The 17,984-nt window shown below is 69.3% G+C and carries 17 protein-coding genes, 1 tRNA gene and 1 pseudogene; 6 read left to right on the top strand and 13 right to left on the bottom strand.

Annotated features, from left to right (window positions below; translation table 11 throughout):
• Window positions 1-320: 320 nt before the first annotated feature.
• Window positions 321-528 (top strand): annotated as a pseudogene (locus ABZ880_RS32300) (2-keto-myo-inositol dehydratase); the annotation flags it as partial.
• Between the two features lie 52 nt (window positions 529-580).
• On the opposite strand, the gene ABZ880_RS32295 reads toward ABZ880_RS32300, so the two are convergent.
• A complete protein-coding gene (locus tag ABZ880_RS32295) occupies window positions 581-2,425 on the bottom strand; it encodes an ABC transporter ATP-binding protein (protein ID WP_361270004.1) in 1,845 nt (614 codons plus the stop codon).
• A gap of 251 nt (window positions 2,426-2,676) precedes the next feature.
• On the opposite strand from ABZ880_RS32295, the gene ABZ880_RS32290 reads away from it, so the two are divergent.
• Window positions 2,677-3,564 (top strand): radical SAM protein, encoded by an 888-nt coding sequence (locus tag ABZ880_RS32290; protein WP_361270002.1) that lies wholly within the window; start codon window positions 2,677-2,679, stop codon window positions 3,562-3,564.
• 26 nt (window positions 3,565-3,590) lie between these two features.
• Window positions 3,591-4,007, top strand: coding sequence for an NUDIX domain-containing protein (locus ABZ880_RS32285; protein ID WP_361270000.1), 417 nt, complete (start codon window positions 3,591-3,593; stop codon window positions 4,005-4,007).
• Here ABZ880_RS32285 and ABZ880_RS32280 read toward each other — a convergent pair whose 3' ends face one another.
• From ABZ880_RS32280 to ABZ880_RS32260, 5 genes are all read right to left on the bottom strand, one after another.
• Window positions 4,008-5,642, bottom strand: coding sequence for a hypothetical protein (locus tag ABZ880_RS32280; protein ID WP_361269997.1), 1,635 nt, complete (start codon window positions 5,640-5,642; stop codon window positions 4,008-4,010).
• 53 nt (window positions 5,643-5,695) lie between these two features.
• Window positions 5,696-6,541, bottom strand: a complete 846-nt coding sequence (locus tag ABZ880_RS32275; protein WP_361269995.1) for a hypothetical protein — start codon at window positions 6,539-6,541, stop codon at window positions 5,696-5,698.
• 81 nt (window positions 6,542-6,622) lie between these two features.
• A complete protein-coding gene (locus ABZ880_RS32270) occupies window positions 6,623-7,180 on the bottom strand; it encodes a hypothetical protein (protein WP_361269992.1) in 558 nt (185 codons plus the stop codon).
• A gap of 66 nt (window positions 7,181-7,246) precedes the next feature.
• Window positions 7,247-8,761, bottom strand: coding sequence for a glycerol kinase GlpK (gene glpK, locus ABZ880_RS32265; protein ID WP_361269990.1), 1,515 nt, complete (start codon window positions 8,759-8,761; stop codon window positions 7,247-7,249).
• A gap of 43 nt (window positions 8,762-8,804) precedes the next feature.
• Window positions 8,805-9,572, bottom strand: a complete 768-nt coding sequence (locus ABZ880_RS32260; RefSeq protein ID WP_361269986.1) for an IclR family transcriptional regulator — start codon at window positions 9,570-9,572, stop codon at window positions 8,805-8,807.
• A gap of 140 nt (window positions 9,573-9,712) precedes the next feature.
• Here ABZ880_RS32260 and ABZ880_RS32255 point away from each other — a divergent pair, with 140 nt between their 5' ends.
• On the top strand, window positions 9,713-10,147 hold the full coding sequence (locus tag ABZ880_RS32255) for an ATP-binding protein (RefSeq protein WP_361269983.1): 435 nt from the start codon (window positions 9,713-9,715) through the stop codon (window positions 10,145-10,147).
• A 105-nt stretch (window positions 10,148-10,252) separates the two neighbouring features.
• On the opposite strand, the gene ABZ880_RS32250 is transcribed toward ABZ880_RS32255, so the two are convergent.
• A tRNA-Pro gene (locus ABZ880_RS32250) sits at window positions 10,253-10,326 on the bottom strand.
• A 155-nt stretch (window positions 10,327-10,481) separates the two neighbouring features.
• On the opposite strand from ABZ880_RS32250, the gene ABZ880_RS32245 reads away from it, so the two are divergent.
• Together ABZ880_RS32245 and ABZ880_RS32240 are read left to right on the top strand one after the other, a co-directional pair.
• Complete coding sequence (locus ABZ880_RS32245; RefSeq protein ID WP_361269980.1) at window positions 10,482-11,195, top strand: transketolase; 714 nt, start codon at window positions 10,482-10,484, stop codon at window positions 11,193-11,195.
• A 57-nt stretch (window positions 11,196-11,252) separates the two neighbouring features.
• The gene (locus ABZ880_RS32240) at window positions 11,253-12,176 is read left to right on the top strand and encodes a transketolase C-terminal domain-containing protein (RefSeq protein WP_361269978.1); all 924 of its coding nucleotides are present in this window, start codon (window positions 11,253-11,255) and stop codon (window positions 12,174-12,176) included.
• A gap of 82 nt (window positions 12,177-12,258) precedes the next feature.
• On the opposite strand, the gene ABZ880_RS32235 is transcribed toward ABZ880_RS32240, so the two are convergent.
• The 6 genes from ABZ880_RS32235 to ABZ880_RS32210 all read right to left on the bottom strand — a co-directional run bounded on the left by ABZ880_RS32235 (window position 12,259) and on the right by ABZ880_RS32210 (window position 17,971).
• Complete coding sequence (locus ABZ880_RS32235) at window positions 12,259-13,572, bottom strand: MFS transporter (RefSeq protein WP_361269975.1); 1,314 nt, start codon at window positions 13,570-13,572, stop codon at window positions 12,259-12,261.
• A 491-nt stretch (window positions 13,573-14,063) separates the two neighbouring features.
• Window positions 14,064-14,423 (bottom strand): MmcQ/YjbR family DNA-binding protein, encoded by a 360-nt coding sequence (locus ABZ880_RS32230; protein WP_361269972.1) that lies wholly within the window; start codon window positions 14,421-14,423, stop codon window positions 14,064-14,066.
• A 53-nt stretch (window positions 14,424-14,476) separates the two neighbouring features.
• Entirely contained in the window at window positions 14,477-15,010 is a 534-nt protein-coding gene (locus tag ABZ880_RS32225) for a GNAT family N-acetyltransferase (RefSeq protein WP_361269970.1), read from the bottom strand.
• Window positions 15,007-15,591: an XRE family transcriptional regulator gene (locus tag ABZ880_RS32220; RefSeq protein WP_361269967.1), complete on the bottom strand. Its 585-nt coding sequence runs from the start codon at window positions 15,589-15,591 to the stop codon at window positions 15,007-15,009. The genes ABZ880_RS32225 and ABZ880_RS32220 overlap by 4 nt, the downstream gene beginning before the upstream one ends.
• Before the next feature lie 67 nt (window positions 15,592-15,658).
• A complete protein-coding gene (locus ABZ880_RS32215) occupies window positions 15,659-17,032 on the bottom strand; it encodes a radical SAM protein (protein WP_361269965.1) in 1,374 nt (457 codons plus the stop codon).
• A 36-nt stretch (window positions 17,033-17,068) separates the two neighbouring features.
• Entirely contained in the window at window positions 17,069-17,971 is a 903-nt protein-coding gene (locus tag ABZ880_RS32210; RefSeq protein WP_361269962.1) for a LysR family transcriptional regulator, read from the bottom strand.
• Window positions 17,972-17,984: the final 13 nt, after the last annotated feature.

Raw genomic sequence — 17,984 nt, 5'->3', positions numbered from 1 at the left:
CAGCGCCCGCGAGACACCCGCCCGCGCGGCCACATCCGCCATCGTCGGCCGCTGCCTGCCCGCCGCATCCACCAGTGCACCCACCCTCCGACGCCACACACCCTGGGGTCTGCCCTTCGGACCAGCCCGGCGCCAAGACGTGCCGCCTCGCAGCCGCCTTCCCGCAACATCCCTGGTCCGCGAGACAGACCCTAGCCGCGATCTCGAAGTCTCCCGGCTACAGGCTCTCGAAATCTCCGGCAGACCCCACAGACACCACAGATCCCACAGACACCACAGACGTCGAGAAAACCCCCGGTCTTCGGGTGAAGGGACACGTCATGGCGACGGCGCCAACCCCCTGCGCACCACCGCGGGCACCTGTGCCTGGGTTCCGCCCCCGACTCCTGGGGCGTCTGGTTCCCCCAGGACGAACAACAGGTCTCGTACATCCGCTTTCTCGACGAACTCGACGCCCGCGGCCTGCAGGTCTCCGGCGGCACCGCCTTCGGCGCCCTGCACCGCCCCGACGCCTGGGACGACATGCTCAAATGAGGTGCGGGGCCCGGCGGGCACGGAGCCGTGCCCGCCGGGCCGGGGTTCAGTGCAGTTCAGCACCGACAGTGCCGTCGTCGACGGGACTGTCGACCACGGCACTGTCGTCGAGGAAGCCGCCCGACTGGTGCTGCCAGAGCTTCGCGTAGGCGCCGTCCGACGCCAACAGCTCCTGGTGCGTGCCCTGTTCGACGATCCGGCCGCGGTCGAGGACGACGAGCCGGTCCATGCCGGCGACCGTGCTCAGCCGGTGGGCGACCACGAGCGCAGTCCGTCCCTCCATGAGCCGCCACAGCGCTTCCTGGACGAGGAGTTCGCTCTCCGAGTCCAGCGCGCTGGTCGCCTCGTCGAGCAGCAGGATCGGCGCGTCGCGCAGGATCGCCCGGGCGAGCGCGACCCGCTGGCGCTGTCCGCCGGACAGCTTGATGCCGCGCTCGCCGACCATGGTGTCGAAGCCGTCCGGCAGCGCGTCGGCGAACTCCGTGACATGGGCCGCCTCGGCCGCTCGGCGGATCTCGGCCTCGGTGGCGTCAGGGCGGGCGAAGGCGATGTTGTCCCGCAGGGTGCGGTGGAACATGGCCGGGTCCTGGGGGACGTAGGCGATGAGACTGCGCAGGTCGGCCTGGCGCATCCTGCTGATGTCCTGGCCGCCGATCAGGATCCGGCCCCCGTCGATGTCCGTCATCCGCAGCAGCAGCCGCGTCAGGGTGGTCTTGCCGCCGCCGGACCGGCCGACGAGGCCGATCTTCGTGCCGCTGGGCACGGCCAGGTCGAGGGCCTGGAAGAGCGGCTTCCCTCCCCCGTGGGCGAAGTCGACGCGCTCGAAGCGGATGTCGGCGGCCCCGCTCAGCAGCGGCTCCGGGGATGGCGGGTCGAGGACGGTCGGCGGTGACAGCAGGAGTTCGGTGAATTGCGCCGCCTCCGTCATTGAGCTCTCGAGACGGCGGTAGATCTGGTTGAAGTCGAACATGATCTTGGTCGCGTTGGTGTAGTAGGTGAAAGCGACCACGACTGCCTCCACCCCGTGCTCGCCCCCACCGAGCGCGACCGCGAGCAGCAGCCCCAGGACGTTGGTCAGCACGGACATCGGTGCGACCAGTGTGTCGATGCGCAGGTTGCCGTAGTCCCACGACCTGAGCATGAGCCGCCGCGACTGCGCGACGCGGTTCCGGTGCTCGGCGGCCTCGCGTTCCTCGGCGGCGAACGCGCGAACCGTGTCCATGTTCATCAGGCTGTCGGCGACATGGCCCGACACCCGAGCGATCGCCTCCTCGCGCTGGTCGACGAGTGCCTGACGGCGCCGGATGAGTGGTACGACGCACAGCGCCGTCAGCGCGATCATCGCCAACAGCCCTACGACGAGCAGCGGTTCGTAGCGCCACAGCACCACGGACCCGAACAGCAGCGGTACGAGGCTGCCCATGACGTTGAAGGTCAGCGTGTCGATGAACTCCTCGAAGCGGGAGGCGAAGCTCAACACCCGCTTGGTCAGCGAACCAGCGAAGTTGTCGTGGAAGAAGGCAGCGTCCTTCGCGAACAGTTCGTCCATACCGACGACGTAGAGGTGCTCGACACCGAAGGCGTCGAGGCGGTTCAGACAGTGCAGCCCGATGCGCCACACTCCCTCCGACAGCAGCATGATGCCGGCGAATCCGAGGACGTACGGCAGCGCAGAGCCGAGGCTTGTCCGGTCGTCACCGGAAATACGGCCGACGAGCTTCGCGACGACCAGTGGGGCGATGTAGTTCAGGCCGATGTTTCCGAGTGCCGGCAACAGCATGGCGGGCGCCGTCAGCCGCCTCAGGCGGCGCAACTCCCGTCCGTAGTAACGAAGTGCGAGGAGCACAGAGCCCCTGCGCGGCGGAGCTTCGTGCGATTGAGGTAATCCCATCCCGATCCTGTATGTCCGTTTGGGCAGGCCAGGGAAAGGGAGTGTCCCGCGACGACACCCACGGTGTCCAAGCGTTTTCGCTCAGTGACGCCGCCTGCCCGTTCCGGGGAGGGCGGCCGTCACACGTTCGGCCGAGCAGGCCGGCCTTCCAGCGGTCGATCTTCAGCACTGAGTCGTTACCTGGACGTACCCCTTGGTGCTCCCTCGCATCGCTAGTCTCGTCCTGCTTCACGAACATCACCTGGAGAGCAATGCCCGACCCGACCCTGCGGCTGCCGGACTATGTCGACCTTCGTTTGCTCGGCAAGTGCAATCTGAGCTGCCCGTTCTGTTTCGGACCTCGCCACGAGGTTCCCTCGATGGAGGAGAAGGACGCCTTCCGGGTTGTCGAGCTGTTGCGCCGGGCAGAGTTGAAGGGCGTGGTCATCTCGGGTGGGGAACCGACGCTGCTGCCCTATCTGGCCGACCTGGTCGCGGAGTTGAGCCTGCCTCTGCCGTCGGGCGCGCCGGGCCCGCGTGTCGTGTTGTCCACCAACGGGCTGGCTCCTGTGCGGACGATGGAGCGGATCCTGCCTCATCTCTCCTGGATCGCCCTGCCCCTGGAATCCGTCGACGCCGAGCAGCACCGGCGCATGCGCACGGGAGTCGCACCGCACCGCGAACGCGTACTCGGGCTCCTCAAGGAGGTGCGCACACGGCACAGACGCGTACAGGTGAAGCTCGGGACGGTCGTCACCCGGCTGAACGCGACCGGAGCGCCCGGCGTGCTGGATCTGATCGAGGAGGACGAGTGCCTTCCGGACGTCTGGAAGGTCTATCAGATGTCCGAGACGAACTACGGTGCGGACAACAGGGACTGGCTGGCCGTCAGCGACGAGAGTTTCGAGGCCGTGGTGGAACGGTGCGAGAAGACTGCCGCCAACCGCGGCGTTCAACTTCAGCTGTACCGCAATTCCACACGTAGCGGCAGCTATCTGTTCATCGATCCCGACTGCCAGGTGGTTGTCATCGACGAAGGGCGCGAACGGCGTATCGGCGACCTTTTCGAGGAGTCGGAGAAGGTCGCCGCAGGTCTGCGCGGCGCAATCGATCACACGAGGAACGCCGGTAATTTCTCCGGCACATATCCGGAACCGTGAAACCGGAACTGTGAAAGAGGACAATCATGGGCTCGGTCGTGCGTGTCGGCGTACAGGCCATTGTTCGGTCGGGTGACGGCGTTCTGCTGGGGCTGCGCAAGAACACCTTCGGCCAGGGCACATGGGGACTGCCCGGCGGGCACCTGGAGATCGGAGAGACGATCTTCGAGGCGACCGCCCGGGAGCTCATGGAGGAAGTCGGCATCCGCCCGGTCGAGTTGAGGGTCGCGTGCGTCACCGATCCTCAGCCGGAGGCCAACCACCACATGCAGATCGGTGTCGAAGTACTCGGACACGAGGGACGGATCACGGTCCGCGAGCCGCACCGCTGTGAGCGTTGGCAGTTCTGGCCGCTCGACGCACTGCCCGAGGAACTGTTCGTCGGCTCGGTCAAGGTGCTGGACAGCGTGCGGGCGGGATCACTGCATCTGTCCGTCTCCTGACTACTTGTTGTCGTTGGCCAGCGTCGTCATCAGTAAGCGCAGCCGCGACTGGTACTGCTCCTCGAATTCACGGAAGTGATCGAGACTGCTGGCGAGTTCCCACTGGGTCGCGAATCCGGCGAGGCTGTCCTCGTAAAGGCGGGTGGCGCGGTTGAAGCGGACCTCGAACGTCTTCATGCCGTGACTGGTGCGGTATTCGGGGTCCGTCGTCACATAGGGCTCGTAGAAGCCGCCTTCCGACGTCAGCAGTGTGGTCGCCGGGATGTCCATGGGGGTGAGGCGCAGTTCTATCGCCTCGCCGTGGCTCTCGCGCAGTTCCTCATAGGCCTCGGTCACAGCGACGAAGGTCTCGCGGTAGTACGCGCTGTTCTTGATGTGTTCGATGATGTTGTCCGCCGTGACCTCCACGTCGGGGTGCAGGTCCTTGTTGATGAAGACACCGAGGCTGTTCCACGGATTGCTGATGATGATCTCGAAGTGAACGTGACGGGCCAGCGCTTCGAGCAGGATCGGCCGGAACCGGTTGGCGCCTTCCAGCAGATACGACGCACCTCCGTGAGCGATCAGCCTGACCAGCGAACCCTCTTTGCGCAGGGCGTCCTTCTTCGCCTCGTTGCGATCGTCGCCGTCCTGGGGCAGATAGAGGTGATCGATGTGGTACGGCAGCTCGAGCGACGAGGGCAGGTCGGGCAGTATGCGGGCCCGGCTGTCGAGGGTCGCGAGGCTCTGCGGGTGGTCGACGCCGAGGACCGCTGAAGTGGTACCGGCGATGTGCTCCAGGGCGGCCAGAGCACTGCTGCCGCTGGGGTCGGAGCCGGCGTCCGTGGCTTCGAGTTCGGCGTTCGCGAGGACGGCGCGGACGGCCAGGGCGCGCGGGTCCTCGGTGCCGTAGGTGGCGGACACATGGAGGCCGATGATCTCCAGGGCTTCCCTGCCCCGTGCCGCCTGCTCGTGCCGGGCGGTGGCGTCGGCGTTCTTGATGGCCCGCAGCGCCAGGTCGAAGGCCGCGTTGAGGGAGAGCGAGTGGCTGTCGCCCGCGATTTCGGAGAACTGCCGCGCAGCCCGGGCGAAGTTCGCTGTGGCTGCCTCGTCCTGCGCGCCGGCCGGGGTCGCCGTGGCGGCCGCCCGCACCCAGTTGATCATCAGCCGGACCGCGGCTTCCTCCTCCTTCTCGCCCTGGTCCGCGGGCCAGGAGTCACCACCCATGGCGTCCAGTGCCTCTTCCGCCGACCCGGCCCACCTGCCCGCGTCCTGCGTGTTTCCCGAACGCAGGTTGACGGCGGCGAGATTGGCGAGGATCCGGGGCCGCAAAGATCCCGCTCCCCTGCGTGTCTTGCCAAGGCCCGTGACGAGCGCCGACCGCGCCTGGTCCAGCTGCTCGTGCTCGGCGAGGACAGCGGCCGTGTCACTCCAGACCTCGGCCCGGCACGGGGAGGGACCGGCCTCCGCGATCTCCAACTGCCGTAGAGCCAGACGTGCGACGCGCAGGGAGACCGCTTCGAACCGGAGCGCCAGCAGTACCTTCGCCAAGTGGACGAGCCCTTCTGCCGATTGGGGCGCCAGGTCGGCGGACTCCAACACCGCCACGTAGTCCTCGAAGGTCGACCTGTCCGAGTCCTCGGCCGCTCGTGCCACGCCAAGGAGCAGATCTTCGGCAAGAGCGATGGCTGAATCGAGATCCGCATTCATCATTGGCCCTCCGTCTCGTCATTCGCGCGCGTCAGAGCGCTGGGGATGGTGACGGGGGTGATGAAGCCGAACTCGCGCAGGCGGGCGCGGACTTCATTTGCGTATGTCTCACGGTACGACTCGACGATGCCCTTCTGCACCTCGTCGATCCGGAACGGTTCCGTCGGCCACATCTCCTCGATGACCGCGGTGAGGCGCAGCCGACCCAGCCGCTTCAGTGCCTCTCCGACCGTCGCCGCAACCAACTGCGGCTGGCCGTCCGGCCCTTGGGCAATGGCAGCGCCGTTGTTGAGTCGTATCGCGACACCCAGTACGACGGGGAAAGGGACCGCCTCGGCTCGCTCGATCGGCATCCCCATGCGTCCCGTGTAGGCGGTACGGTTCGCCTGCTGTTCCTCGTCGTCGGCGCCGGCACAGTCGAGCACCAGTACTTCGACGGCCGAGCGGCCGGGATCTCCGTGATGGAAGGTGAAGGAATTGAGTATGGTTCCGTGCAGAATGCCACCGCACGGATTCGGGTGAGCCGTGCGCCAGCGCTCTCCGCTTCTGGCCTGGCCGAAATAGATCTCGGGGCCGATCAAGTCCTCCTTGTAGAGCCTGATCAGCGCCAAGTCGGCTTCCGGGCAACGCTGTTCCACAGTGCCGACGATTCTGAGCCCCTGCGACAACTGCAGGTCCACGGAGGTGCGCTCACCGATCTCGCTCCCGAGATGATGATCGGCGGTGAGGACGAAATGCCGTGTCATACGGAATCCGCCACCCAGTACTCTCGCGTTGTGCGACAGCTCCACCGTGTATTCGGCCGACGTCACCCGTGATCCCCCGATCGTCGACAGGATCAGCATGCCCAAGACCCTGAATCATCAAGCATAGCTCGGCAGTTGGTGCGGATCGAGACAGCTCGTCACAGCTCAGGTCGTGCACTGTCACGAAGGTCTTCGCCACCACAGCAGGCGTGATCGCAGCGGACGTGTGCTCCTGCCGGCCTGGATCTCCGCCTGGACGATTGCCGCGAATTCAAGATCGGTGTCCTGGGCGCGTTTCGCTTGCCTTAACACGGCCGCCCAAAGAGGGTCCTCTGCCGCGTCCCGGAGGGGAGTTCTTCCGTATGCCGCCTGCTCTTTCCACGCGGCGAAGCTCGTGATCCATTCCGTCATCGCGGCGACGGTCCTCAAGTGCGCATTCACCACGCGGCGCGAGCCGTAGATCCGCAGCCGCGCCAACACCAGATCGGCCTCCACCTCGCGGCCCCGCTGCGCGGGTACCTCGGGCAGCTCACCCGTCTCCAGGACGCCCGCCCTGAACCGCTCGCCGCGGTTGACCGAAGTGAGCGCGTCCTCGTAGACCGTCGCGCGCCGTTCCCATATCCGGCTCTCGCGTTCGCGCGCCAGGGTGGCCCGTTGGATGAGCAGCGTGCTGGAGAACGAGGCCAGTGCACCCGCGGTGGTGCCGATGAGGGTGGCCTCCACCGGAGTCAGATGCATGACGGTCATCATGACAGCCGATGCCGTCCCCCTTGCGGTGCCCGGTCGAGCCTGTGGGCCGACACATCACGAGGGCTTGGGCGATCGGATCCATCCCAGCGACCGCTCGACGGCCCGCTTCCAGCTTTCGTACTCCCACTCCCGTCGTTCCGGGTCCATGTCCGGCATCCACTGCGCGGCCCGGTGCCAATTGCGGCGCAGGACCTGCAGGTCCGGCCAGTAGCCGGCCGCGAGCCCCGCGGCGTAGGCCGCGCCCAGGGAGACCGTCTCGTGGACCAGGGGCCGTACCACGGGAACGTCGAGCACATCGGCCAGGATCTGCATGAGCAGGTGGTCGGAGGTCATGCCGCCGTCCACCTTGAGCTGCTTCAGGTCGAGCGCGGAGTCGGCGTTCATGGCGTCGACGACCTCCCGGGTCTGCCAGCCGGTGGCCTCCAGGACGGCTCGGGCCAGGTGGCCCTTCGTGATGTACGACGTGAGGCCGACGATGACGCCCCGGGCGTCGCTGCGCCAGTGAGGTGCGAACAGACCGGAGAACGCGGGGACGATGTAGCAGCCGCCGTTGTCCTCGACGGTGCGCGCCAGCGTCTCGATCTCGGGGGCGCTGTGGATCAGGCCCAGCCGGTCGCGGAACCACTGGACCAGTGAGCCGGTGACGGCGATCGGGCCTTCCAGTGCGTAGACCGTGGGCTGGTTCGCGATCTTGTACGCGACGGTGGTGAGGAGCCCGTGCCGGGAGCGTACGAGATCCGTGCCGGTGTTCATCACCAGGAAGCTGCCGGTCCCGTATGTGCACTTCGCCTCGCCGGGCGAGAAGCAGGTCTGTCCGAACAGAGCGGCCTGCTGATCGCCGAGGGCGGCCGTGATGGGCACGCCCGGGAGCACGGAGCGGGCCTCGCCGTACCGCTCGGCCGAGGAGCGGATCTCCGGCAGCATCGGGCGGGGCACCCCGAAGAAGTCCATCAGTGCTTCGTCCCAGGTCAGCGTCCGGATGTCCATGAGCATGGTGCGGCTGGCATTGGTGGCGTCGGTGATGTGCAGGCCGCCGTCGGGACCCCCGGTGAGGTTCCAGATCAGCCAGCTCTCGATCGTGCCGAACAGCACCTCGCCGTCCCGGGCGCGCTGTTCCAGCCCGTCGACATGGTCGAACAGCCAGCGGATACGGGGCGCGGAGAAGTAGGTCGAAGGGGGCAGACAGCAGTGTTCGAGGAAGAACTCGTCTCCTGGCTCCTTTCTCAGCTCGTCGACGAGCGGGGCGGTGCGGGTGTCCTGCCAGACGATCGCCTTGACCAGCGGGACCCCTGTCCGCCGGTCCCAGAGGACCGTCGTCTCGCGCTGGTTGGCGATCCCTATCGCCGAGATCTGTCCCGCGTCGATCCCGGCGTTCGACAGCGCCTCGGGTACGACGCGCTGGAGATTGCGCCAGATCTCGACGGCGTCGTGCTCGACCCAGCCGGGCCGGGGGAAGTACTGCTGGTGCTCCCGCTGGGCGACCGACACCAGACGTCCGCCGTGGTCGAACAGGATGCATCGGGTGGAGGTGGTGCCCTGGTCGATGGACATCACATACCGGTCAACCATGATCGGCCCTGCCTTCCGATGTGTCGCCGAGGTGCCGGGAGCCTTACCAGCGAGCCGCACCCAGGTCTCTGGAGATCGCGCGTGCCGCCTCCCGCAGCACGGTGATCAGGGCCGGTTGAGGCCGGCCTTTGGTGTCGCAGATCCGCTCGACGGGGCCGGACACCCCGATCGCGCCCACCACGAGGCCGCCCTGCCCCCGGATCGGCGCGGCGATTCCGGCTTCTCCCATGCTCATCTCCTGCACCTCGGCGCCCCAGCCGAGCTCCCGTATCTCGCCGAGCGCCCGGTTGAACTCCTCCGGGTGGACCATGGTGTGCCGGGTGTACGCCTCCGGTTCGGCCTCCAGCAGGGGATCGATGGGCGTGGCCCCGAAGGCCAGCAGGACCTTGCCGAGCGAGGAGGCGTGCAGCGGCAGCAGCGCGCCGACGTCCAGGGTCTGGAGGGTGTCGTCCGGCCGGAAGACATGGTGGATGACGAGCACCTTGCCCTCCAGGGGCGTGCCCAGGCGGACGGCCTCCCCGCTGCGGGCGGCCAGGGCGTCGGCCCAGTTGATGGAGCGCGAGCGCAGTTCATTGACGTCGAGGTAACTGGTGCCGAGGTGCAGCAGAGCCGCCCCGAGCTGGTATTTTCCGGTCGCCGGATCCTGCTCCACGAAGTCGACGTGTTGCAGGGTGCGCAGAATTCCATGGGCGGTGCCCTTGGCCAGCCCCAGCGACGACGCCACCTCCCCCAGCCCCAGCCGACGGGAACCGCCGGCGAGCAGACGCAGGATCGCCGCCGCCCGCTCTATGGACTGGACTGGGCCGGCCATGAAGCGATGGTAGTCCGAGTTTTTCCGGTTTGGGACTGTCGTTCGGTAATGCCGACCGGGGTTCGTTGACCGGCTCTATGTCCTTCCATAGCGTGCCATGACACCCGCCCATGGCCGAAGCGCTTCCCCGAGGAGGACCCATGACACCAGCGCAGCTCGACGCCGCGCCTCGCGAGGAGGTCGAGCACGTCTTTGCACTGCCGCACGCCCCGGGGGCCGTCTCGGCCGTACGCCGACGCATACGTACGGTCCTCACCGACTGGAACCTGGCCGCGGACATCGCCGAAGACGTACTGCTGGTGGCCTCGGAGCTGCTGACCAACGCGCTCGTCCACGCCCTGCCCCCGGCGACGCTGAGGCTCTCGCGGAGCCAGGCGGAGCGGTGCAGAGCCGTACGCGTCGAAGTGACCGACATGGGGCCCGTGGCCCCGGCGGGGCTGTCTGCTTCCGCTCTCGACCCGGACGAGCACGGCCGTGGCCTCGGCATCGTCACCGCGCTGGCGGCACGGTGCGGCGTACACGTCCACTCCGGCGGGACCAGCCGGTGGGCGGAGCTGCAGCTCGGCCGGAGCTGACGCCGGCCACGCGGACGGGTGGTCCACCGGGCGGTACCGCATCAGGAATCCGGCTCACGCAAAAAGGGCCCCGCAGGCTCTCGCCTGCGAAGACCCTTCGCACCGTCGGGACGACAGGATTTGAACCTGCGACCCCTTGACCCCCAGTCAAGTGCGCTACCAAGCTGCGCCACGTCCCGGTGCCTGTCTGACCTGGGGTTTCCCCCGGCCGGACGTGCATGGAAACCATACCGCACTCGGGTCGGTGGTCGCGCACCGCTTTATCCGGGGCCGACGGCGGCTGTGATTGCCGGCGCTTGACCTGAAGTTTGGTTGAGGTTGCACGATCGTCCCCATGACGATCACCGAGGAACAGCGGCGCACGTACGAGTACGGCTACGCGGACCTGCCCCGGCTCATGGGCCTGATGACCGGCGACGAGAAGCACGGGCACGCGGCGACATCCACGCTGGATGTGCTGTGGGTGCTGTACGACCGCGTGCTGCGCGTGGCGCCCGAGCGGATGGCGGACCCGGAGCGGGACCGGTTTCTGCTGTCCAAGGGGCACGGGCCGATGGCGTATTACGCGGTCCTGGCGGCCAAGGGCTTCGTACGCGTGGAGTGGCTGCCGGGGTTCGGTTCGTACGACTCACCGCTCGGGCATCACCCCGACCGCGTGCTCGTGCCCGGCGCCGAGATCGGCAGCGGGTCCCTGGGGCACGGGCTGCCGATCGCCGTCGGTACGGCGCTGGGGCTGCGCGCCCAGGGGCTGGGCGAGCCGCGGGTCTGGGTGCTGATCGGGGACGCCGAGCTCGACGAGGGCAGCAACCACGAGGCCATCGCCTTCGCCGGTCCCGCCGGGATCGAGCAACTGCACACCGTGGTCGTCGACAACTCCTCCGCCAGCCATGCCCGCCCGGGCGGCATCGCCGCCCGCTTCGAGGCCGCGGGCTGGTCGACGGTCACGGTCGACGGCCGTGACCACGAGGCCCTGTACGCCGCGTTCACCGCTCCGCACCCCGGCCGCCCGCACGTGGTGGTGGCCCGGGTGGAGCCGAAGTACGCCTGAGTCCGACTCCCGCCCCCGCAGCCTCTCCTGCCACTTCAAGAAAGGGCCCGACCTGCCATGGAGACCATGCGTGACCGTTTCGCCCCTGTCGTCTCGCGACTGCTCGACGAGGATCCGCGCGTCGCCGTCGTTCTCGCCGAGATCGGCATGGACGGCTTCGACGAGGCGCGCCGACGGCACCCGGACCGGGTCGTCAACGTCGGCATCCGCGAGCAGCTGCTGATCGGGGCCGGTGCGGGGCTGGCGCTGACCGGGCTGCGGCCCGTCGTGCACACCTTCGCCGGCTTCCTCGTCGAGCGGCCCTTCGAGCAGGTCAAACTGGACCTCGGGCATCAGGACGCGGGCGCGGTCCTGGTGAGTGCGGCCGCCTCCTTCGACTGGCCCGCCGGCGGCTACACGCACATGGCGCCCGGCGACGTGGCCCTCCTCGACACCCTGGACGGCTGGACCGTGCACGTGCCCGGTCATCCGGACGAGGCCGAGACACTGCTGCGGCACGCGGTCGCCGCGGGCGACGACAAGGTGTACGTACGGCTCTCCGTCCAGGCGAACCAGGCCGGACTCCCGGTCGACGGCGGGCACTTCCGCACCGTCCGCGAGGGGCACTCCGGCGTCGTCGTCGCCGTCGGACCGATGCTGGACGCCGTGCTGGCCGCCACCGAGGGGCTCGACGTGACCGTCCTGTACGCGACGACCGTGCGGCCCTTCGACACGGCCGCCCTGCGCCGGGCCATCGAGACGGCCGGGGCCGACGTCGTCCTCGTCGAGCCGTACCTTGCGGGCACGTCGACGGCCGCCGCGAACGACGCCCTCTCCGACCTCCCGCACCGCGTGCTGGGCATCGGCGTGGGACGCCGTGAGCTGCGGCGGTACGGCGGCATCGAGGAACACATCGCCGCGCACGGGCTCGACACCCGGTCGCTGCGGAAGCGGATCAGCGGCTTTGTCGCCGGGGGACGGCGGGTAGCGGCGGTCGTGTGACGCGAGGACGGCAGTTCTGCGGGGAGGGGGCAACTGCGAGACCGCCGCGCCTACGGCCTACGACGTCCGGCCTCCCGCCCGGTCACCCGCCGCCCTTGTCCGAGCACTCCCGTCGGCGCACCACTTCCACGCCCGGCTCCGTGCCCGACCCCGTCCTCGGTGCATCGGCGCGTATCAGGCCCCGTATCGCCGGTACCGAGAGCAGAGCGACCGGGATGGCGAAGCTCATCGCTGCGGCGACGAGGAGAACCTGGTCGGCGCCCATGGCCGAGGCGGCGGGCCCGGCGAGGGCCTGGCCGACGGGCATCATCGCGAGGGAGCCGGCCACGTCGTACGCATGGATGCGATTGAGGACGTCGGGCGGTACCTGGGTCTGGACGCTGGTCGCCCACATCACGCCCCAGAACGACATCCCCGCGCCCGCGGCGGCCGCTCCAGCCGCCATGGCCGGTACGCCGAGCCCCGCCCCGACGGTCGCCGGGAAGCCCGCGAAGGCGAACAAGGAGATCGCGCCGGCCCGCAGCATACGGCGAGGACGCAGCCGCAGGGCGAGGAGGCCGCCGACGACGGTGCCGGCGCCGAGGGCGGAGTTGACCAGGCCGTAGGCGCGCGGGCCGTGCTGCTGCACCACCTCTGTCGCCACCAGCGGGACGGAAGGACCCCAGACGGCGATCATGTACACGCACCAGACGGCGATCACGCCCCACAGCCAAGTGCGCGCCCTGAACTCCCGCCAGCCTTCGACCAGATCGGCCCGGAAGGCGCTCCCGCCGCCGTGTCCCGTGGGGCGACTCCCGGGCGCGAGCGGGGGCAGGCGGAGCAGCAGGAGGCTCAGCGCGCTGACCGCGTATGTGGCCGCGTGGGCCGCGAAGACGCCGCCGGGCGAGGCGAAGCCGACCAGGACGCCGGCGAGGGCGGGGCCGGCGAGCTGGGCGGCGGACTCGGCGATGCGTATGGCGCCGTTCGCGCCCTGGATGTCGGAGGCGAGCCGAGGCACCGTACTGGCGACGCCGGGCTGGAACACGGCGCCCGCAACGCCGTTGACGAAGCCGATGGCGCAGACTTCCCAGAGCACCACGTGCCCGGAGTAGAACAGCACGGCGGCGAGGGACTGGGTGCCGAGGCGTACGAGGTCGGCGCCGATCATCAGCCTCCGCGTGCTGAACCGATCGGCGATCACCCCACCGAAGACGACCAGCCCGGCGAAGGCGACGGACGTCGCGGCCATCGCCAGACCGACCGCGCCCGCCCCGTACCCGTGCTGGAGCAGGCCCGCGGCGAGGGCGACGGGCAGCATGGTGTCGCCGAGCCGAGCAACGGCCCGGGCGACGAAGAACAACGCGAAGTCCCGCGACCACACCGGCCGCACATCCCCTTGGCGCCCCTTGCCGGCCACTGCCTCGCCACCGACTGCCAAAGCCGCCTCGGCCGCCCGGCCTGCCTGGCCTGCCTGGGCCGCCTCGGCAACGATGTCATGCCGCCCGCCGACAGCCCCTTCCGAGCCGCCCCGTTTCGCCATTGCCCCTGCCCCGGCTCCAGCCCCGCCCCCGTCCCCGTCGCCAATTCCCTGTTCCGACGGCTGTGATGACGTCCCGGTCATCCCGTCCAGCTCCCCTCCCCGCTCCCGATACCCAGGAGTCCCGGCCCGATCTCCATGTCCCCACCCGAGCCCCTGCGACCCGGCCGATCTCCCGGTCTCCACGACCCCACCCCGAGCCCTTACGACCCGGCCCGGTCTCCACGACCCCACCCGAACCCTTACGACCAGGCCCGAGCCCCCAAGACCCCCGCCCCCCACGTCAAGTCGGCAGCCGAAGCCCCCTCCGCCCGGCTCCCGCACTCATCCCCGGATCATGCCACCCGGCACTGACAACGCCCGAGGTATTTTCAGTCCGCAGCCGGAAGCCCCAACTCCGGGTAGGCGTCGAGGAGTCGCGGCGGGGCCGCCTGGCGCCAGGAGTCGGCGAGGATGTCGCGCAGTTCGTCCTCGTCCTCGATCGCGGAGAGGCGGGCTCTCACCCAGGCGAACTGCGCTTCGTGGTCGGCGATCCAGAACTTGCCCGGCTCGGCCAGCACCAGTTCGTCGCGCTCTTCCTTGGGACAGCGCACGGCGATGGAGGTCTCGTCCTCGGGCAGCGTGGCGAACATCTTCCCCGCGACCCGGAACGTGGGCATGCTCCAGGCGATCTTCTCCGTCGTGTCCGGCAGGGCAAGGCAGATACGGCGTACGTCTTCGGCATCCGGCATGCTTCGCACGGTAGCCGCTGCCACTGACAATCACCCGCCACTGCCGCCGACAACTACCTGGTGAGAGCGTCGGCCCTCAGTTTCTTGAAGTAGATCGACGTGGGCCGCAGCACGCCGTCCGGGTTCGCCGCGTAGTCGGGGATCACGCCGATGCGGGTCCAGCCGGCGGAGAGGTAGAGGCCCTCCGCGAGGCTGTCCGTCTCGGTGTCCAGGTGCAGGAGGGTGACGCCGGCCGCGGCTGCCGCCTCCTCGGCGGTGCTCAGGAGCCTGCGGCCGAGGCCCTGCCCGCGGGCGTCGCGGTGCACCATCAGCTTGACCAGTTCGGCGCGGTGGCTGCTGTTGGGCTTGTCCGGGAAGGCCAGGCTGACGGTGCCGACCACCCGCTCCCCGTCCTGCGCCACCCACACACCGAGTTGCCCGGCGGCGACTCCCGCAGCCCGCTCCTTCCACCAGTCGAGGGCCGCCGCGCGGTCCAGCGGTGCGAGGAAGCCCACGGAGGCGCCGCCGTCGACCGTGTCGACCAGTAGGTCGGCCAACTCGTCCACGCGCGCGTGCAGTTCAGCGCAGCTCAACCGGGTCACGATCACGGCAGCACCACCGCCAGCACATACCGCACGTCGTCGGGACCCGCGCACCGGAACCGCGTCGGCCCCCACACCCGCAGCCGCAGGCAGTCCCCGGCGCCGAGGAGGTGCTCGACCTCCTGTGCCGTCACCTCGAGCGCTCCTTCCAGAACCCAGATGTGCTGTTCCAGGCCGGGTACGGGCGGCCGGTCGTACGCGATGTCGGCGCCCGCGGTCAGACGTCCCTCGACGAGTTCGCCGCGCAGCCCGGCATGCGGCGGCGACACGGATCGCCGTACGAAACCGGAGGCCCGGTCCTCCCACACCTGCTGCTCGGCGGCCCGCACCAGCAGCGCCGGCTCCGCCTCGACCTCGCTGAGCAGCTGGGACATGGTGCGGCCGTACACACCGCACAGCCGGTTCAGTAGCGAGGCGGTCGGGCTGATCTCCGCGCGCTCGGCCCGGGACAGCGTCGACCGGCTGACCCCGCTCCGCTCCGCCAACTCGCCCAGCGACCAGCCCCGTTCGGCCCGCAGCTCGGCCAGCCGGGCACCGAGCCGGGCGTCGACGGGGTCCGGCCCGGTCCCGGCAACGTCTTGTTTCATATTCGGGATACTATCCCAGATCAGAGAAACGAAGAGACACGATCCTGTCGAACCTCCATGGCTCCCGTCACTCCCTCCCCCCGAACGCCGCCAGCGTCCGCTCCAGCGCCGGCATGGCCCGCACCACCCGCTTCGAGCGGATCAGCATGTCCCAGGCCGGTTCGAACTTCTTCCAGCCACCGGCGTACGCGAGATGCCGCAGCCGTTCATGCCGGCCCGGCTGGGCGGCGGAGCCGCGCCAGATGTTGGACCAGCGGTAGAAGTCGCGGTACGCGCGCCAGTAGCCGTCCTCCAGCTGACGGGGCGTCATTCCCTTGGGGCGGTAGACGACATGGCGCGTGTCGTAGAGGTCCCAGTCGCGGTGGACGATGCGGTCCTCGGACTCCAGCTGCTTCCACAGTCCGGTCGAGGGATACGGCGTCATGATGTGGAAGGTCGCCGTCTCGATGCCCTGCTCGACCGCCCAGGCCACGGTGCGGTCGAAGACGTCGGGACCGTCCTGGTCGAGCCCGAAGACGAAGCTGGCGTTGACCATGACTCCGGCGTCGTGCAGCCGCCGTACCGCTGCCGCGTAGTCGGTGCCGATGTTCTGGTTCTTGCGCCGCTCGGCGAGGTTGGCGTCGTTGACGGTCTCGAAGCCGACGAACAGGCTGCGCAGCCCCGCCTCGACCGCGCGCTCCAACAGGTCCGGCTTCAGCACGGAGTTGACCGTTCCCGCCGCCTGCCACAGCCGTCCCATGCCGCGCATGCCGTCGAACAGGGCTTCCGCGAAGCGGCGGTTGCCCAGGAGGTGGTCGTCGAGGAAGTAGAGGTGGCGGCCGGGCAGACGGTCGATCTCGGCGAGGGCGTCGTCGACGGTCTGCGTGTAGAAGGACTTGCCGCCCTCGAAGAAGGCGTCCTTGTAGCAGAAGTCGCAGTGGTGCGGGCAACCGCGCGACACCACGATGGAGTTGGGGACGAGATAGAGGTGACGCTTGATCAGGTCCCGTCGCACGGGCGGCAGTCCGGCGAGTGTGCGCTGCTTGGAGTCGTAGCGGCGGGCGGGCACTCCGTCACGGAAGTCCTTCAGGAACAGCGGCCATGTGTCCTCCCCGGGTCCGGTGAAGATCGTGTCGGCGTGGGCCGCCGCCTCGTCCGGGAGCGAGGTGACGTGCAGGCCGCCCATGGCCACGTGGACGCCCCGTGCGCGGAATTGGTCGGCTATCTCGTAGCTGCGCCGGGCCGAGGTGATGTACGGCTGGATCACCAGCAGGTCGGGGGTGTCGAGGGCTTCGAGGTCGATGCGCTCCACGTGCTCGTCGTGGAGCGTGACCTCGTCGTCGGGGTCGAGGTAGCCGGCCAGGGTCGCGAGGCCCAGGGGCGGGAACAGCGAGTACTTGATGGGCCGGAACAGCGGGCTGGTCGCCTCGGTCAGGGCCGGAAGGATCATCGTCACACGCATGACAACCCAGACTGCGTGCGACCCATGGCTGGTTCCCTACGCCCGCGCCGCCTCGCCCAGCGCCTCCAGCACCGGCCGGATCAGCGGATGCTCCTCGGCTCCCCGCCGTACCGCCGCGAAGACCCGCCGGGTGGGCGCGACCCCGTCGACCGGGCGTACGACCACTCCGGTCAGGTCCATGCCCCGCAGCGCCGACCGCGGGACCAGAGCGACGCCCGCATCTGCCGACGCCAGGGCCACGACCGCCCGGAAGTCGTCCGAGGAGTGCTCCAGGCGTGGCTGGAATCCGGCGCTCTCGCAGGCCAGGACGACCACCTCATGGCAGGGGTTGCCGGGGTAAGGGCCGATCCACGGGTCCTTGGCCAGCTCCGCCAGGGGCACCTCGCTCACCTCGGCCAGCCGATGCCGCACCGGCACGACCGCATCGAACGGCTCCGCGTACAGCGGTACGTGCGTCAGGCGCGGGTCGTCGGCCGGCGGCGCCCCGCGGTACTCGACCGCGACCGCGACGTCGACCTGCCGGTCCAGCACCATCGGCAGGCTGGCGTCGCCCTCGGCGTCCTGGACGCGGATGCGGATGCCGGGCGACGACTCGGCGAGACGGGCCACCGCGGGGGCGACGACCTGGGCGATACCGGTCGCGAAGGAGGCGACGGTGACCGTGCCGGCGGCGCCCGAGTCGTACGCGGCGAGCTCGGCCTCGGCCCGCTCCAGCTGGGCGAGGACGGCGTTGGCGTGGCTGAGCAGGATCTCGCCCGCCGGGGTCAGCCGTACGCCCTTGGCGCCGCGCTCGACCAGCCGGTGACCGGTCTCCTGCTCCAGGGCCGTGAGCTGCTGGGACACCGCGGAGGGCGTGAGATACAGCGCGGCGGCAGCCGCCGTCACCGTGCGGTGGTCGGCCACCGCACGGAGGATGTGCAGCCGCCGCGCTTCGATCATGAGATCGATTGTC

The organism is Streptomyces sp. NPDC047043 (assembly GCF_040644055.1).
Taxonomy (GTDB): domain Bacteria; phylum Actinomycetota; class Actinomycetes; order Streptomycetales; family Streptomycetaceae; genus Streptomyces.
Note: the sequence above shows the minus strand (reverse complement) of the source record. Positions and strands in the feature narration are given on the sequence as shown.

Coding starts and splice junctions, on each gene's coding strand:
- ABZ880_RS32295 (WP_361270004.1), bottom strand. CDS start 2,425: ATGGGATTACCTCAATCGCACGAAGCTCCGCCGCGCAGGGGCTCTGTG.
- ABZ880_RS32290 (WP_361270002.1), top strand. CDS start 2,677: ATGCCCGACCCGACCCTGCGGCTGCCGGACTATGTCGACCTTCGTTTG.
- ABZ880_RS32285 (WP_361270000.1), top strand. CDS start 3,591: ATGGGCTCGGTCGTGCGTGTCGGCGTACAGGCCATTGTTCGGTCGGGT.
- ABZ880_RS32275 (WP_361269995.1), bottom strand. CDS start 6,541: ATGCTGATCCTGTCGACGATCGGGGGATCACGGGTGACGTCGGCCGAA.
- ABZ880_RS32270 (WP_361269992.1), bottom strand. CDS start 7,180: ATGCATCTGACTCCGGTGGAGGCCACCCTCATCGGCACCACCGCGGGT.
- glpK (WP_361269990.1), bottom strand. CDS start 8,761: ATGGTTGACCGGTATGTGATGTCCATCGACCAGGGCACCACCTCCACC.
- ABZ880_RS32260 (WP_361269986.1), bottom strand. CDS start 9,572: ATGGCCGGCCCAGTCCAGTCCATAGAGCGGGCGGCGGCGATCCTGCGT.
- ABZ880_RS32255 (WP_361269983.1), top strand. CDS start 9,713: ATGACACCAGCGCAGCTCGACGCCGCGCCTCGCGAGGAGGTCGAGCAC.
- ABZ880_RS32245 (WP_361269980.1), top strand. CDS start 10,482: ATGACGATCACCGAGGAACAGCGGCGCACGTACGAGTACGGCTACGCG.
- ABZ880_RS32240 (WP_361269978.1), top strand. CDS start 11,253: ATGGAGACCATGCGTGACCGTTTCGCCCCTGTCGTCTCGCGACTGCTC.
- ABZ880_RS32230 (WP_361269972.1), bottom strand. CDS start 14,423: ATGCCGGATGCCGAAGACGTACGCCGTATCTGCCTTGCCCTGCCGGAC.
- ABZ880_RS32220 (WP_361269967.1), bottom strand. CDS start 15,591: ATGAAACAAGACGTTGCCGGGACCGGGCCGGACCCCGTCGACGCCCGG.
- ABZ880_RS32215 (WP_361269965.1), bottom strand. CDS start 17,032: ATGCGTGTGACGATGATCCTTCCGGCCCTGACCGAGGCGACCAGCCCG.
- ABZ880_RS32210 (WP_361269962.1), bottom strand. CDS start 17,971: ATGATCGAAGCGCGGCGGCTGCACATCCTCCGTGCGGTGGCCGACCAC.